Origin of the sequence: Hymenobacter sp., from assembly GCF_031398885.1 — a bacterium.
Classification (GTDB): Bacteria; Bacteroidota; Bacteroidia; order Cytophagales; family Hymenobacteraceae; genus Hymenobacter.
Map to the genome: position 1 here is coordinate 1 of NZ_JANNOD010000104.1, position 13,684 is coordinate 13,684.

Genomic DNA, 13,684 nt, shown 5'->3' on the forward strand with positions numbered 1-13,684 from the left:
GGGGAGGGAGTTGGTGGGGGGTAAAACTACGCGGGGGTGCCTCACCCCCCGGCCCCCGGCCCCCTCTACTTCAGAGAGGGGGAGACACGGCGGCGCTTGGTGCCAGGTTATGTAAGGACGCATACTTGCGTCTCGTCGTTGAACGGCCTCGATGGGCGGTGCCCGTGCGGCGCGGACGACGAGACGCAAGATGTTGCGTCTCTACACCGTTCCGAAAATAAGATGTTTCGGGTACCGCCGAGGAACGAATTTGGAGCATCGAGGAACGAATTTGGAGCACCGAGGAAGGGAATTGGAGGGAGCGGGGAAGTAATTGGAGCGGCGTGTAACGGAATTGGAGGGAGACAAAAGGGGATTGGAGGGGGTGAGAAAGGCATTGGAGGCGGACAGAATGGCAAAATCGGGGGTGGGGACGGGTATGGAGGGGGCCGGGGGCGGCGTGGAGGGCGCGGGGGCCGCAACGGCTGCGGACGGGGCAAAAGCCGGTGCTGGAGGAGAGGCGTTTTTGTGTTTTTCTCCTATTTAAGCAGAAGGGTAACTGCCTGGGAATCTTCGCCGGAATATCGGCCTACATTTGAGACTTACGAACCACAACAGTCTACCCCTGAACGGATGAAGAACCTCCCAATGTCGCAGAGCGACCTGGCGCTGCTATTGCCCCTGGCCTGGCAGCACTACCTCGACCACCAACCCAAATTCGGGGAATACAAGGCGAGCTACTCGCCCGAACTGGCGGCAACGGCGCTGGCGCGGCTGAAGGCGGCCGAGGCCCTGCCCGACGAGGCGGCGCGCGGGGCGCGGGCGGAAATGACGCGGGGCGAGCTGCTGGAGCAGGGACGCGAGTTTCTGGCGGTGTGGCAGCAGCTGGACGGGTACATCGAGGGGGCGTTTCCGGCGCCGACGGCCTACAAGGCCATGCGCGAGGCGGCGGGCTACGGCCGCTACGAAGGGGCGGCCGATAGCGACTGGCCGGCGATGACGGCGCTCATCAACTCGGCGCTGGGCTTTGTGGCGGCGCAGGGGGCGGCGCTGCGGGCGGGCGAGATGCCGGAGGCGTTTGCGGCGCGCCTGGCGGCGGAGGCGGCCGACGTGCAAGTGCTCATCGGGCGGTTTAACCAGGAGACGGCGGCGGCCCAGCAGGGGACGAGCGCGCGGGGCGCGGCGCTGCTGGCCTGCTTCGAGGAGTTTGTGAAGATGGGGCGCGACGGGCAGCGCATCTTCCTGCGGCAGCCGGAGGTGGCGCGGCTGTTTCAGACGGACTACTTGCTGAGCATCGTGCGCGGCACGGGCCAGGCGGGGGTGCGCGGCACCCTCACCCTGGCCGATGGCGCGCCCGCGGCGGGGGTGGCAGTAGCGGTTTCGGGGCCAAGAGCCGGGGCGGCAGTGAGCGACGCTGACGGCCGCTACGCGCTGGCCCTGCCGGCGGGTGACTACACGGTGGCGTTCAGCGGCGCGGGGTTCGTGCCGCAGGAGGTGGCGGTGACAGTAGAAGCCGGGGTGAAGCGGCGGGTGGATGGGGTGATGGGGCGGGTGGCGTAACTAAAACGAGTTGAATGAAAATCCCTGTCTTTGTATCGCGTCCATCAAATATTAGTGACAAGCAGCAGATAAGTTTAGACTTAGTGCTTGAGGAATTGGATGCGCAACGTTTAGAGCCCCGCTTACTTGGCCAGAGTGACTACCCGACAAATTTGCCATTGCGTGACGTGCTCAGCATTGCACACCACTGCGCAGGAGGAGTAGTTCTTGGCTTCAAGCAATTTGAGGCAGAATTCGGTCTTTGGAAGGAAGGGACTGATAAAAAGCGCTTACAAGAAACCCCAGTCAAGTTCCCCACTCCTTGGAATCATCTTGAGGCAGGAGTAATGTATGCCCTGCAATTGCCCCTCTTAATATTTCGTGAGCCGGGCATAGAAGGTGGAATATTTGACATTGGAAGCAGTGAAGCATTCGTTAATGAAATGCCTGCAGGCGAACTGACTGACAAACAATCTGAAGGTTTGAGGCATCTTTTTATAACATGGGCTGCAAGAGTCCGACAGCACTATTATAAAATTAATTAAGCTATAAATTTTTCAATTCTCATTTTAACAAATCAAAATCATGGCAGACAAAAAGATTGTTTTCATAGCATTTGCAATTGAGGACGAAGCGCAGCGAAACTTATTCACGGGGCAATCAGTGCATCCAAAAACGCCATTTGAATTTATCGATATGTCTGTCAAAGAGGCGTACGAGTCAGATTGGAAGGTAAAAGTCCAAACAAGAATCCGCCGCTCGCATGGGGTCATCTTATTGGTTAGTAATAATTCTCTCAAATCTGATGGCCAAAAGTGGGAGGTTGAGTGTGCAAAAGCGGAAAAGAAAAAAATAATTGGAGTGTGGTGCTACTCTGATGACAGAACTAATCCTGCTTTCATGAATGGGATTGAGATTACCGAATGGACTTGGCAAGCAATTGCAAACTTTATTGACACACTTTAATCGTCTAGTTAATCATGTTAAAGCGCGCATTATTAGTCGGAATTGATGATTACGACGAATTTTCTTGCCTCAGGGGTTGCGTTAATGATGTAACCGCATTGTATCCTTTACTCCGACGTAATGATGATATCAGTATAAACTTTAGCTGTCAGGTTTTGACAAGTGACAAACACAGGATAGATAGAGAAATATTACTGGAGTCAATTGAAGCACTGCTTGCGCCAGGAGCAGATGTAGCATTATTTTATTTCGCAGGACATGGCGATAGGGTGTCAAATGGTGCCGATGTAGCACTTGTGGCTCAAAACGCTACTCACCGCGAACCAGGGGTTACATTGTCATCAGTTCTTGCACAAGTAGTAGCTTCTCCTGTAAAAGAGGTGATTATAATACTAGATTGTTGTTTTTCAGGGGCAGCAGGAGGGGTACCACAACTCGGTGAAAATAGTGCTTTGTTAAAACAAGGGCTATCCATACTTACAGCAAGTAGAGGAGACCAGTTGTCTGCTGAAACACCAGATGGTCGCGGTCTTTTCTCTACTTACCTCTGCGGCGCATTGGACAATGGGGCTGCTGACACGCTGGGAAAAGTTAATTTGGCTGGAATCTATGCCTATCTCACAGAATCTTTTGGAGCTTGGGACCAAAGGCCTACATTTAAGGCCAATGTAGATGGGCTACATGATTTAAGAAGGTGCAAGCCAGCGGTGCCGCATGAAGAATTGTTGCGGTTGACGGAAATCTTTACCGATGTCGACTACGTTTTGCCTTTGGATTCCAGTTACGAGCCGGAAGCTGAACCACAGCACCCAGAGCACCAAGACATTTTTGCTATACTACAACGTTGTAGGGCCGCGAAGCTCGTAGAACCTGTTGGACATGAGCATATGTGGCATGCTGCAATGTTTAATTTTGGATGCCGCCTAACGCCATTAGGTAAACACTACTGGACGATGGTTGATAAAGAGCAATTATGATTCGTAAAGTCTTTGGCGTAACAGGTCATCAAGTAATTCCATCAGAAGCCATTCCTTTTTTGCAAAAAGGAATGGCTGATATAATCACTAGTATTCGCGAGGAAATAGTTTGTGTTTCTTCGCTGGCCGCAGGTGCAGACCAATTATTTGCTAAAGCGGTTTTAAAAGCAGGTGGGCACCTTCATGCGGTGATTCCATGCAAAAACTATGAAACAGCTTTTTCTGAAAAGGCACAGATTGCCCAATTCCGAAAGCTATTGAACAAGGCAGAAAATATTGAAATCCTTGACTATGAATCGCCATCGGAAGATGCTTTTTTGAAAGCAGGATTTCAGGTGGTTGACCTCTCCGATGTTCTTTTGGCAATATGGGACGGAAAGAAAGCAAAGGGAAAAGGTGGAACAGCAGATATTGTCAGTTATGCTAAGCGGCAAAACAAACAAGTAATAGTAATGTGGCCTGAGGGAGTTGAGAGGTAGATAAACGTGTAAAATTTAAAGCCCCGCCTAGTCACCCAAGCGGGGCTTTTGTGTCCCTGGTTGCTTCAGTTACTTGCGCACGGGGTGGTTGGGGACGCAGCTCGCTAACAGGGCTGAAGCTGCTAAAGCGGCTTTGGTTGCTTGGGCGCGACGGGCTGGACAGTGGAGCTAGGTCACTAGGCGAGGGAGGGCCTTGACCGTCCTGAGGATAAGGGGTAATTCGTGTAAATTTGGATAATCAACTTAGGTGACGGCTTATGACTATTGAAACGGAACGCGAAGCGGATGGCCGCTGGCTAGCGGAGGTGCTGGAAATAGCGGGGGCGCTGACGTATGGCGCGACGCGGGAGCAAGCCATTGCTGGCGCGAAGGCCTTGGCGTTGCGGGTGATGGCGGAGCGGTTGGAGCAGGGCGAGGAAGTGCCGGACTTGGCGGGGGTGTTTTCGGTGGCGGCGTGAGTCAGTTTGGGGCAACCAAGGCCCGGCAGGTGCTGGCGGCGCTGTTGCGCATTGGGTGGGAGCAGAAGCGGCAATCGGGCTCGCACCGCACGCTGGCGCGGCTGGGGTGGGACGACTACACGTTTGCCTTTCACGATGGCGACGAAATAGGGCCAGTGATGCTCGGCCGCATAGCTAAGAAAACGGGTTTGCAGCCAAGCGACTTGTGAGGTAACAGCTTCCTGCATTTGGTGCTCGAATGCTGGGCTACTGGTTTGGGTTAATTATCGCCTCCTGCCAGCCGCACGACACCGCCGTAGTGCGCATCAGAGCCCAGCAATACATCCGCAGCGTGGAGAAACTGGCAGATGCGGCGGTTGGTGGCGGGGCGGCGGGTGCGGTGGGGTAGTTTTTTGGGCCGGGGGCGCCGGCTGAAGGAACGTTGCGAAAGCCAAGCCGGGTTACGAGGGCGTTCCATTTGCTTCCCTGCTTTGTCTCAGCTACCCACCACCGATACTACCCGCATCAACCTGCAATCCGCCAACGCGGTGAACTACTGGTGCCAGGCGCTCAACTGCTCCGAAACCCGGCTGCGTAATGCCGTGCTGGCCGTGGGCGTGCTGCCGGCCGACGTGCGCGCCTACCTGAACCGCTAAACCGGTGGGGTGCGGCTGCAAGGGGCGGGGCCGGACGACGGCAGTTTCACGAAGCCCCGCTGCGCGCTACGTGTCCCGTTCTGGAAACCGCTGCCTCAAGCCCGGCCCGCGGCCGGGTGGCCCCGGCCGCGCAGGAACCAAAGGCAATGGCTGGCGTAAACCAACGAAGCCGGGGCTACTCCCGGCTCTTTCCGTTTTACGCCAATTCAGCTATGAGCATCTTCAGCAGCGACAAACTCAAGGGCAAGAAAATTGCCATCATTGCCACCGACGGCTTCGAGCAATCGGAGCTTGACGAGCCCAAGAAATACCTGGAAGGCGAGGGCGCCGAAACCCACGTCATCTCCCTCAAGAGCGGCGCCATCAAAGGCTGGGATGGGCCGGCCAAGGACTGGGGCCGCAAGGTGGACGTGGACAAGGTCATTGCCGACGCCCGGCCGGCCGACTACGACGCCCTGGTGCTGCCCGGCGGGCAGATGAACCCCGACATTCTGCGCATGGACAAGGACGTGGTGGCGTTCGTGCGGGAATTTGCCGGCTCGGGCAAGGTGGTGGCGGCCATCTGCCACGGGCCCTGGACGCTGATTGAGGCCGACGTGGTGCGCGGCAAGCGCGTGACCAGCTGGCCCAGCCTGCAAACCGACCTGCGCAACGCCGGCGCCCACTGGGAAGACGCCGAAGTGGTGACGGACCACGGCCTCATCACCAGCCGCAAGCCCGAGGACCTGCCGGCCTTCAACAAGAAAATTGTGGAAGAGATGCTGGAGCCCCAGCACGGCGGCCAGAGCTAAGCGGCTAGTGGCCGCAATAGGCAAAAGGCCCGGCAGTGAGCATTGCCGGGCCTTTTTGGGCGTTGCCTCCGTTGGTTGTGGTTGGCTGGCGCGGGGCCGGTCGTTCCACGGGGAGACGCAAATATGCGTCTCTACAAGGTTCTGGCTCTTATTTCTGGCTGATAATCCAGTTGCGGATGTCGGACGGGGTGGTGCTGAAAGTTTTGGCGGCTTCGGCGGTGGTGGGCAGCAGGGCATGGTCGAGGCCGGCGTAATGTAGCTCGGCCACGCGCGGGTTGTTGCGCAGGCCTTTTTTGAGCAGGGGCAGGTTGATGGCGCCGTTTACCTCGGTGTCGGCGTCGCCTTGCAGCAACAGGACCGGGCAGTGCACCTGGGCCAGGGTGGGCTGGGGGTCGAAGGCGAGGTAGCTGCGGTAGGCGGGCGTGGTGAGCAGGTGCACGCTGGCTTGCATGTCGGCGGGGGCAATGCCGGGGTAGCGCTGGCGCAGCATGTTGCTCAGAATGGCCTGGGCCTGGGCGTTGTCGGTGGTTTGGCGCACGATTTCGAGCATGGCGCGCTGGTGCTTCACCAAGGCCTCGTCGTCGCGGCGCTGGGCAGCTTTCTGGCGCAGGCGCTGCTGGTCGAGGTAGGTTTGGACCTGAGCGGCGTTGGAGCCGCGGGCGCGCATCTTTTCGGCTTCTTGGTTGGCGGCCAGCAGCTCGCGCTGGTACTGGGCCCGGCGCCGGGCATCGGTCGAGTCCTGGCCGAGCAGCTTGCCGTACATGGTGGGCTGGGTGGCCAGCAGCTCACGGCCGGGCAAGCCGGCGGCGGCCAAGGCCACCACGAAGGTGGGCGCCAGCGGCTGGGCCCCGGCCAGCAGGGCCACGTTGGCCCCTTCGCCGTGACCAATGAGGCCGAGCCGGGTGGCGTCGAGCTGGGGCCGGGTGCGCAGGTAGTTAAGGGCCGCGATGGCGTCGGCCGAGCGCTCGGCCAGCGTGGCGGTGCCGGCCTGGCCTTCGGAGCCGCCCTGGCCGCGGCCGTGCAGGCGCAGCACGGCCACGCCCTGGCTCACGAGGTAGTCGGCGAGGGAGCCAAGGAGTTGGCTATCGGCCGAGCTGGCGTGGCTGGCGTCGGCGTCGTGTTCGGCCAGCAGCACGGCGGCCGGGAAGGGGCCGGGGCCGGTGGGCAGGCGCAGCGTGCCATTTAGCCGCACGCCCCCGGCGGGGGAAGTCAGTACCACGTCTTCGACAAACGCAAGCGGGGCAGCGTGAGTCTCGAAGCGGCCGAAGGTGAGCAGGACGCAGAAGCAGGCGAGGGCGGAGAAGAGCTGGTGCATAGTAACTGAGCGTGGCGGTGGCCGAGGTGGCGCCGCCTTTGATTGGTGGCGGCCGGACCTACGCTCAAAAGTCCTCCAGCCGCGCCGCGGCTGTTGGGTAATCAGTCGAACTGATAGTTTTCGTCGGCTTACGGGGGCATTCGCTAGCTGGGCGGCGGCGGCTTATTCTCAAATTGGGCCATGGTTCCCATTGTGGGATTGACGCACCTGCCCCCGTGGACGTCGCCTCAGCCCAGCAGCGGCAGCCAGCTCGTGCCAAGTCCGTGCAGCAGGCTCCACATCACGGCGTCGAACACCAGCAGGAACCCGCCTTGCACCCACAACGACCGGCCGAAGCCCAGCAGCCGGGCGGGCTGCAGTTGGTCCGGTCCGGCGGCCAGGGCCCGCAGGTAGAAACCGGTCATGACGTAAGCCACGTCCAGCCCGGCGTTCAGCAAAAACAGGTTTTCGTTGAAAAGCTGCTCCTGCACCAATTCGGCCAGCCGCAGCCCAGGCGGCGCGGTGAAGTGCAGGTGCAGGATGCCCCAGCAAGCCAGGCCCGCATTCACGAGCCCCCAGCCCACGTTCATGCCGTGGAAATAGTAGGGCTGGTAGCGGCGGTCGGCCCGCGCCAGCAGCAGGCCGCTGCCCACCAGGTTGAGCAGCGCCCAGGCCGCCAGCACCGCCAGGCCGCGGCCCAGCAGCAGCTCGCGGGTTTGGTGCAGGGCGGCGAGGTCGGCGGGGGAGAAGGATGGAGCGGGCACGAGAGCGGGGAGGCGATTGGTGAAGCAGCAAAGTGCCACCCTAGACCAACGAGCGAGGCGTCTTGTTGCGAAAACAAAAAAAGGAGGCCGTCAGGGCCTCCTTTTTGAGCAGTGACTAAAACGGACTATTGGGTGAGCCCGATGCCGACGTACACCTGAACCAGGTTATTGTACAGGTCGCCGTCGCGGAATCGGGGGTCTACCAGGCTCGTCCCGCCGTTTCCGTCCTCGAAGATTTTGCCCAGGCTCAAGTTGTAGCGCGCCCCGACCCGCGCCGGACCAACGCGTGCTTCGAGCCCGCCAACCCCGCCAAAGTCGAAGGTGTTAAAACCATTGCCGGACAGGTCGAGGTCCTTGTCGTCGAGGACGGCCTTGGTGAGCAGCGACACTTGGGGGCCAATGTGGAAGCTGAGGGTCTCCGTGAAATTGCCAACGTACATAATAGGCAGCATGAAGTACGTGGTCTGGTATTCCTGCCGGATGCTGCCAGTAGCGGCGCCGATGTTGGCTTCGAAGCCCTGGCGCGAGTAGAGCAGCTCGGCTTGCACCGACGAGAATTCATTGATGCCAAACTGGCCGTAGACCCCGGCGTGAAAGTCGTTGCGCGAGTTGCGGTCGATGCCCTTGATGTCGTCGCCGCGCAGGCCGCTGAGGTTGTAGCCGCCCTTCACGCCGAAGCCGGTGTTGCGGGAATCCGTAACGGCCCCGCCGGTGTAGTCTTTGGAGGAAAGCTCGCCGCCGGGGCGGGCCTGGGCAAAAGCCGCCGGCGCGGAAGCCACGGCCAGCAGTAAAAACAGAAGCGTCTTTTTCATGGGTGAAAAGAAATAAAAGGAATAAAGGGAATAAAACCTGAGGCCGGGAAAGATTACTATTTCCACTTGCCCCTATACTTTTCCAGGGCCAGAAGGTTGCCGGACGACCCCGCCGATGGGAAAAAATAACAGCGGCCAGTACACCGTGGGCGGCGGAGTGCTACCTTTGGCCCCACGGTCCCGCCGCGCGGGGCCCCGACCGGGGTGTTAGCTCAGTTGGTTCAGAGCGCCACCCTGACACGGTGGAGGTCGTTGGTTCGAGCCCAATACGCCTCACGAAAAACCCTCCCCTGACATTAAGGAGAGGGTTTTTTTATAAATAGCCCCTGGCTGCGTTACAGCCCTCTGGCCATGGGCCGAAGCGCGGCGGGCCGCTCGTGGGCTGGTCGAGTTATAAGAGGGAGTGAAATTGAGCGGATAAGGCGGTTTGGCCAAAAACCCAACTATTTTGCCCTGGTCGCCGGTTGCGGGAGGGGGTGCCGGTCCAGGGCCCGGCCACGGTTACCGCAGCGTTTGAACGGTTTGAATTGGTAGGGTATTCACAGAAAATGCCCCTGCTGGTCAGGCAGGGGCACTCTCTGTAATTAGCGCAAAATAGTGAACCAAGGGGTTCAGCAGGCAGAGACGGCGTTGTTATTCGGGGATGAATGGTCCCGGGCCGCAGGTGCTGCAGGGCGGGTTGCTGCCGCCAGGCCCCCCGCCGCCAGTGGGTCCACAATAAGCAGGTTGGTTGTAGCCCTCGTGCATGCCGTCGAGATAACCACGAAAATACTCTTCCTCTGGCGTGCCCACGCTGCTGTCGTAATTGATTTGAGCCTGTTGCTCGTAGCGCAAGTAGTTGGCTGAAAAATTATTACCGTCAATGCATTTATTGTCCTGGGTTTCCCGAAAACCTCGGCTGTAACCTTCTTGGTATGTATAGTCATAAGCGCGTTGCCGGACTACTGGCATACCAACTGCCGCTACTGGGGCGGCGTCGCCCAAGGCGAGAAAACTGGCGAGGGCAAGAATGCGGATGATTGTCTTCATGCGGGCGAATGGGTTAGGTGAATGACACCTCAAAAGTGTTCAGTTTTCAACACTTTGTCAAGGACACTACCACTGGTATTGCGACTTAAATAATTCGGTTAAATAATGTGACAATTAAACTGAAGTTGTTGTCTGATTTGATAAGAACCAATTTCTAGTGGCACCTAAACTGCTTTATTCGCTCGATTTAAGACATTGGCAGCCCGCCCGAGCCGGGTTAACCTTATTCAGTTCATAGCGCTATCCGGCACCGCCCTAGTTTTGTGGCCGCATGATGCTCCCCATTGCCTTCGCGCCCGGCTACGCCCACCCCTTGCCGGCGGGCCACCGCTTCCCGATGCTGAAATACGAGCTGCTGCCCGAGCAGCTCTTGCGCGAAGGCACGGCCACGGCGGCCGATTTTTTCGTGCCCACCCCGCCGCCCGTGGCGGATGTTTTGCTGGTGCACGAGGCCGCCTACTACGAGCGGTTGCGCCTGGGCCAGCTCACGCGGCAGGAGGAGCGGACTACCGGTTTCCCGTGGTCGTCGGCGCTGTTTGAGCGCGAGGTCACCATCCTGGGCGGTACCATTGAGGGCGCGCGGCGGGCCTTGGCGCAGGGTGTGGCCTTCAACATTGCGGGCGGCACGCACCACGCGTTTCGGGCGCGGGGCGAGGGATTTTGCCTGCTCAACGACCAGGCCGCCGCCGCCGCCTGGCTGCTGGCGCGGGTGCCCGCCGTTCGGCAGGTCCTCATCGTGGACCTCGACGTGCACCAGGGCAACGGCACGGCGGCCATCTTCCAGGCCGAGCCGCGGGTGTTTACTTTCTCCATGCACGGCGCCCGCAACTACCCGGCCCGCAAAGAAGCCTCCGACCTCGACCTGCCCCTGCCCGACGGCACCGACGACGACGCGTACCTCAAGCTACTGGCCGACACCTTGCCCCGCCTGCTCGACGAAGTGCGGCCCGACTTCGTGTTCTACCTGGCGGGGGTGGATGTGCTGGCGACCGACAAGCTAGGCCACCTGGCCCTCACCCGGTCCGGCTGCCGCCAGCGCGACGAACTGGTGCTAGGGCTGTGCCACCGCCACCGCCTGCCCGTGGTGGTGTGCATGGGCGGCGGCTACTCCGAGCGCATCAGCGACATCGTGGAAGCCCACGCCAACACGTTTCGGGCGGCGGCGGACTTGTGGGGATAGCGACGCGGCAATGCGGCGGCTTGGTGGGGCGGGCGCTTTGCGGCAAATGGGTCGTGGGCTGCCATTGGTTGACGGAACACGGCGGTTGGTTGAAATAATGCGGCCAAGGGTCGGCGGCGGCGCTTGCTTTGGGCATTACTTCATCCTCAACCCTGGCTGCCCGATGAATCCCACTTGAGTTTCGACCTTCCCCGTCCCGGTCCCGCAGCTGCTGGCCTCTCCGGGAAGGAAGAAACCAGGGTCCCGCCCCCAACAACGCGGGAGCATCCCGGCTGGCCACTGACGGCCCCGGGGCCTCAACCGCCGCCGCGGCTCAGGACCTCATCCCCCACAACGCTTTACCGGGGTAACTCCGCCCCATCTTTTTCACCATTTTCACTTTTTATTATGAAACGCTTAGTGATGTTCGCCGCCTTCGCCCTGACCGCCCTCGGCGCCAGCGCCCAATCCACCACCCCCACTACTTCTCCCACCGAGCGCCAGGATACCCGCCAGACCGGCGCCAACGCCCGCCTGGACGCCGAGCAGGCCGCCCGGCCCAATCGCCAGGCCGGCCGTCAGGCAGCCCGGGCAGAGGGCAATTATGCTAAACCGAGCGAGGCCCGTCAGCAAGGCCGTCAGGCCGCCGCCATTGAGAAGGCACCCACCCGGCAGGCTACTCGCACGGCCCGCCGTAGCGGCCGCTACAACTAAGCGATAAGCAAATTGTTCTCAGTTGACCGCTCTTAACCGGCCGTTCCCGGACCATCCGGGAGCGGCCGGCTTTGGGTTTTAGCGCGAATTCTTGGCGATTTCCCTACGGCTTCGTCGCCGGGCCAATCTCCCTCGTCACGCAGCAGAACCACCTGCCAGCGGAACGCCCAGCGCCAGCGCAGCTCGTACCGCGCCACGCCCGCCCGGGTCAGCAGCACCACCCAGTCGGCGCGCCGGAAGGCCCGGGCCACGGACAGCGGCGCATCGTGCCGCACCAGGTAGGAGCCGCCCAACAGCCGGGTGAGCCATTTGATACTGTGGTAGGCCAGCCAGTGCCGGTGCAGGTCGTTGACGATGACGGCCACCCGCGCCTGCCGCTGCCACTGCCGCAGCAGCGTCACCAGCTCCTCGTCGGTGAAGTGGTGGCAAAACAGGCTGCACGTGAGCACGTCGTAGGGCTCGGCCTGAAACTCGGGCGTAAAAATGTCGAACTGCCGGTAAGTGATTTCGGGGTAGTCCCGGCTTTTGGCGGCGGCGTATTCCAGCATGAAGGCGTTGGCATCGATGCCCGTCAACTCCACGGCGACGCCGTTTTGGCGCGCCCAGCGGGCCACGTGGCGCAGGGTGTCGCCGCCCCCGCTGCCCAGGTCCGCCAGGCGCAAAGGCCGGCCGGCCGGAAATTGGTCCTTCAGCCGGGCCAGCGCATTCAGCACCGGCTGGTAGCCGCCCAGCCAGGTGTTGATGGTTTCCAGCTCGTCGAGGTTTTGGCGCAGGGCGTCGGTACCCAGCGTCAGGTCGTCCATCAACTCGGGGCCGGGGGCTCGTTCTTCTAACATTCGCAGTGAACAGTTATCAGTGAGCAGTGAGCAGTTGGGCGGCCTGCTCTACGGCATTTTCCTGATGATGGCTAGTGCCTACTAACTGCTCACTGCTCACTGATAATTGCAACAGCATGGCTTCCATAGTCAGCCCCGGCCCAAAGGCAAAGCTGAGCACCGGCGCGCCGTGGTCGGCCGGGGTGGCGTGGGCCAGCACGTCGCGCAGCACGAACAGCACCGTGGCCGACGACATGTTGCCGTAGTCGCGCAGCACCCGGTAGGCGTGGCGGTTGTCGGTGCGGGTCAGGCCCAGCTCGGTTTCAATGGTTTCCAGAATCTTGCGGCCGCCGGGGTGGATGGCGAAGTGTCGGATGTCGGCCAGTTGCAGGGGCAGGCTGGCCAGCAGCCCGTCGGTGAGGTGCCGGATGCCGCGCTGAATGAGCTTGGGCACGTAGCTCGACAAGGTCATCTCGAACCCAAAATCGTTGATGTGCCAGGCCATGTCGTCGTGTCCGTCGGGCTCCAGGCCGCAGTGAAAGGCCTGCAGGGCCAGGCTCGGCGCGCCGTTGGGCAGGGGCTCGGCCAGCACCAGGGCCGCCGCCGCGCCGTCGCCAAACAGGGCGTTGCTGATGAGGTGGTCCTCGGCCGGGCTTTTTTGGAAGTGCAGGGTGCACAGCTCCACGCTCACGATGAGCACGCGGGCCGCGGCATCGGCCCGGCAAAAGGCGTCGGCCAGCTTCACGGCGTTCACGGCCGCGTAGCAGCCCATGAAGTTCACGCAGGTGCGGCGCACCTCGGGCCGCAGGCCCAGCACCTGCACCAGCTCAATGTCGAGGCCCGGCGCGTACATGCCCGTGCAGCTCACCGTGACGAGGTGGGTGATGCTGGCCGGGACCACGTCGGGCACCTGGCGCAGGCAGTCGCGCACGGCCGCGGTGGCCAGCGGCAGGGCCTCGCGGCGGTACACGGCCATGCGCTGGCCCACGCTCGGGAAGGGCTCCAGGTCGGGCGTGTTGGGGAAGAACGTGTACTCACCGTTGGCCCGGCCGTAGTCGGGCACCACCGAATAGCGCTGCTCGATGCCCGACACCCGGTACAGGGCCCGCAGCTTGCGCGTGTCGTCCTCGCCAAAGCCCAGGGCTCCGGCCATGAAGCTGGCAATCTGCGGCTGGGCAATGCGGTGGACGGGATTGGCAGTGCCAATGGCACCTAGATAACTCGGCATTCCAGGGGTGATTACGGGGGTGGAAGCAAGGAGAAGCAGCGCGGT

Annotated in this window: 17 protein-coding genes and 1 tRNA gene; 12 read left to right on the top strand and 6 right to left on the bottom strand. The window is 60.9% G+C overall.

Annotation, left to right across the window (positions count from 1 at the left end):
• Positions 1–612 precede the first annotated feature (612 nt).
• The 9 genes from RMO51_RS19010 to RMO51_RS19050 all read left to right on the top strand — a co-directional run bounded on the left by RMO51_RS19010 (position 613) and on the right by RMO51_RS19050 (position 5,824).
• Complete coding sequence (locus tag RMO51_RS19010; RefSeq protein ID WP_310397385.1) at positions 613–1,539, top strand: carboxypeptidase regulatory-like domain-containing protein; 927 nt, start codon at positions 613–615, stop codon at positions 1,537–1,539.
• Between the two features lie 14 nt (positions 1,540–1,553).
• Positions 1,554–2,063, top strand: coding sequence for a hypothetical protein (locus RMO51_RS19015; protein WP_310397387.1), 510 nt, complete (start codon positions 1,554–1,556; stop codon positions 2,061–2,063).
• 40 nt (positions 2,064–2,103) lie between these two features.
• Positions 2,104–2,484: a TIR domain-containing protein gene (locus tag RMO51_RS19020; protein ID WP_310397389.1), complete on the top strand. Its 381-nt coding sequence runs from the start codon at positions 2,104–2,106 to the stop codon at positions 2,482–2,484.
• 14 nt (positions 2,485–2,498) lie between these two features.
• Positions 2,499–3,461: a caspase family protein gene (locus RMO51_RS19025; RefSeq protein WP_310397391.1), complete on the top strand. Its 963-nt coding sequence runs from the start codon at positions 2,499–2,501 to the stop codon at positions 3,459–3,461.
• Complete coding sequence (locus tag RMO51_RS19030) at positions 3,458–3,940, top strand: hypothetical protein (RefSeq protein ID WP_310397393.1); 483 nt, start codon at positions 3,458–3,460, stop codon at positions 3,938–3,940. The genes RMO51_RS19025 and RMO51_RS19030 overlap by 4 nt, the downstream gene beginning before the upstream one ends.
• A gap of 257 nt (positions 3,941–4,197) precedes the next feature.
• The gene (locus RMO51_RS19035) at positions 4,198–4,398 is read left to right on the top strand and encodes a hypothetical protein (protein WP_310397395.1); all 201 of its coding nucleotides are present in this window, start codon (positions 4,198–4,200) and stop codon (positions 4,396–4,398) included.
• Positions 4,395–4,607: a type II toxin-antitoxin system HicA family toxin gene (locus RMO51_RS19040; protein ID WP_310397397.1), complete on the top strand. Its 213-nt coding sequence runs from the start codon at positions 4,395–4,397 to the stop codon at positions 4,605–4,607. The genes RMO51_RS19035 and RMO51_RS19040 overlap by 4 nt, the downstream gene beginning before the upstream one ends.
• 261 nt (positions 4,608–4,868) lie before the next feature.
• Positions 4,869–5,033: a DUF3606 domain-containing protein gene (locus RMO51_RS19045; RefSeq protein ID WP_310397399.1), complete on the top strand. Its 165-nt coding sequence runs from the start codon at positions 4,869–4,871 to the stop codon at positions 5,031–5,033.
• A 212-nt stretch (positions 5,034–5,245) separates the two neighbouring features.
• Entirely contained in the window at positions 5,246–5,824 is a 579-nt protein-coding gene (locus tag RMO51_RS19050; RefSeq protein WP_310397401.1) for a type 1 glutamine amidotransferase domain-containing protein, read from the top strand.
• A gap of 148 nt (positions 5,825–5,972) precedes the next feature.
• Here RMO51_RS19050 and RMO51_RS19055 read toward each other — a convergent pair whose 3' ends face one another.
• The 3 genes from RMO51_RS19055 to RMO51_RS19065 all read right to left on the bottom strand — a co-directional run bounded on the left by RMO51_RS19055 (position 5,973) and on the right by RMO51_RS19065 (position 8,694).
• A complete protein-coding gene (locus RMO51_RS19055) occupies positions 5,973–7,139 on the bottom strand; it encodes a CocE/NonD family hydrolase (protein ID WP_310397403.1) in 1,167 nt (388 codons plus the stop codon).
• A gap of 227 nt (positions 7,140–7,366) precedes the next feature.
• A complete protein-coding gene (locus tag RMO51_RS19060; protein ID WP_310397405.1) occupies positions 7,367–7,882 on the bottom strand; it encodes a DUF6992 family protein in 516 nt (171 codons plus the stop codon).
• 125 nt (positions 7,883–8,007) lie between these two features.
• Positions 8,008–8,694 carry a porin family protein gene (locus RMO51_RS19065; RefSeq protein WP_310397407.1) on the bottom strand — a complete coding sequence of 229 codons (687 nt, stop codon included), beginning with the start codon at positions 8,692–8,694 and terminating at the stop codon, positions 8,008–8,010.
• Between the two features lie 201 nt (positions 8,695–8,895).
• Between RMO51_RS19065 and RMO51_RS19070 the strand changes: the two genes are divergently transcribed.
• Positions 8,896–8,970: transfer RNA gene (locus tag RMO51_RS19070), tRNA-Val, on the top strand.
• Between the two features lie 357 nt (positions 8,971–9,327).
• Here the strand turns inward: RMO51_RS19070 and RMO51_RS19075 are convergent.
• Positions 9,328–9,723, bottom strand: a complete 396-nt coding sequence (locus RMO51_RS19075; protein WP_310397409.1) for a hypothetical protein — start codon at positions 9,721–9,723, stop codon at positions 9,328–9,330.
• 274 nt (positions 9,724–9,997) lie between these two features.
• Here RMO51_RS19075 and RMO51_RS19080 point away from each other — a divergent pair, with 274 nt between their 5' ends.
• Positions 9,998–10,903, top strand: a complete 906-nt coding sequence (locus tag RMO51_RS19080) for a histone deacetylase (protein ID WP_310397523.1) — start codon at positions 9,998–10,000, stop codon at positions 10,901–10,903.
• 387 nt (positions 10,904–11,290) lie between these two features.
• On the top strand, positions 11,291–11,596 hold the full coding sequence (locus RMO51_RS19085) for a hypothetical protein (protein WP_310397412.1): 306 nt from the start codon (positions 11,291–11,293) through the stop codon (positions 11,594–11,596).
• A gap of 32 nt (positions 11,597–11,628) precedes the next feature.
• On the opposite strand, the gene RMO51_RS19090 is transcribed toward RMO51_RS19085, so the two are convergent.
• Together RMO51_RS19090 and RMO51_RS19095 are read right to left on the bottom strand one after the other, a co-directional pair.
• Positions 11,629–12,432: a methyltransferase domain-containing protein gene (locus RMO51_RS19090; protein WP_310397414.1), complete on the bottom strand. Its 804-nt coding sequence runs from the start codon at positions 12,430–12,432 to the stop codon at positions 11,629–11,631.
• A gap of 16 nt (positions 12,433–12,448) precedes the next feature.
• Positions 12,449–13,639, bottom strand: coding sequence for a type III polyketide synthase (locus tag RMO51_RS19095; protein ID WP_310397416.1), 1,191 nt, complete (start codon positions 13,637–13,639; stop codon positions 12,449–12,451).
• Positions 13,640–13,684: the final 45 nt, after the last annotated feature.

Coding starts and splice junctions, on each gene's coding strand:
- RMO51_RS19010 (WP_310397385.1), top strand. CDS start 613: ATGAAGAACCTCCCAATGTCGCAGAGCGACCTGGCGCTGCTATTGCCC.
- RMO51_RS19015 (WP_310397387.1), top strand. CDS start 1,554: ATGAAAATCCCTGTCTTTGTATCGCGTCCATCAAATATTAGTGACAAG.
- RMO51_RS19020 (WP_310397389.1), top strand. CDS start 2,104: ATGGCAGACAAAAAGATTGTTTTCATAGCATTTGCAATTGAGGACGAA.
- RMO51_RS19025 (WP_310397391.1), top strand. CDS start 2,499: ATGTTAAAGCGCGCATTATTAGTCGGAATTGATGATTACGACGAATTT.
- RMO51_RS19030 (WP_310397393.1), top strand. CDS start 3,458: ATGATTCGTAAAGTCTTTGGCGTAACAGGTCATCAAGTAATTCCATCA.
- RMO51_RS19035 (WP_310397395.1), top strand. CDS start 4,198: ATGACTATTGAAACGGAACGCGAAGCGGATGGCCGCTGGCTAGCGGAG.
- RMO51_RS19050 (WP_310397401.1), top strand. CDS start 5,246: ATGAGCATCTTCAGCAGCGACAAACTCAAGGGCAAGAAAATTGCCATC.
- RMO51_RS19055 (WP_310397403.1), bottom strand. CDS start 7,139: ATGCACCAGCTCTTCTCCGCCCTCGCCTGCTTCTGCGTCCTGCTCACC.
- RMO51_RS19065 (WP_310397407.1), bottom strand. CDS start 8,694: ATGAAAAAGACGCTTCTGTTTTTACTGCTGGCCGTGGCTTCCGCGCCG.
- RMO51_RS19075 (WP_310397409.1), bottom strand. CDS start 9,723: ATGAAGACAATCATCCGCATTCTTGCCCTCGCCAGTTTTCTCGCCTTG.
- RMO51_RS19080 (WP_310397523.1), top strand. CDS start 9,998: ATGCTCCCCATTGCCTTCGCGCCCGGCTACGCCCACCCCTTGCCGGCG.
- RMO51_RS19085 (WP_310397412.1), top strand. CDS start 11,291: ATGAAACGCTTAGTGATGTTCGCCGCCTTCGCCCTGACCGCCCTCGGC.
- RMO51_RS19090 (WP_310397414.1), bottom strand. CDS start 12,432: ATGTTAGAAGAACGAGCCCCCGGCCCCGAGTTGATGGACGACCTGACG.
- RMO51_RS19095 (WP_310397416.1), bottom strand. CDS start 13,639: ATGCCGAGTTATCTAGGTGCCATTGGCACTGCCAATCCCGTCCACCGC.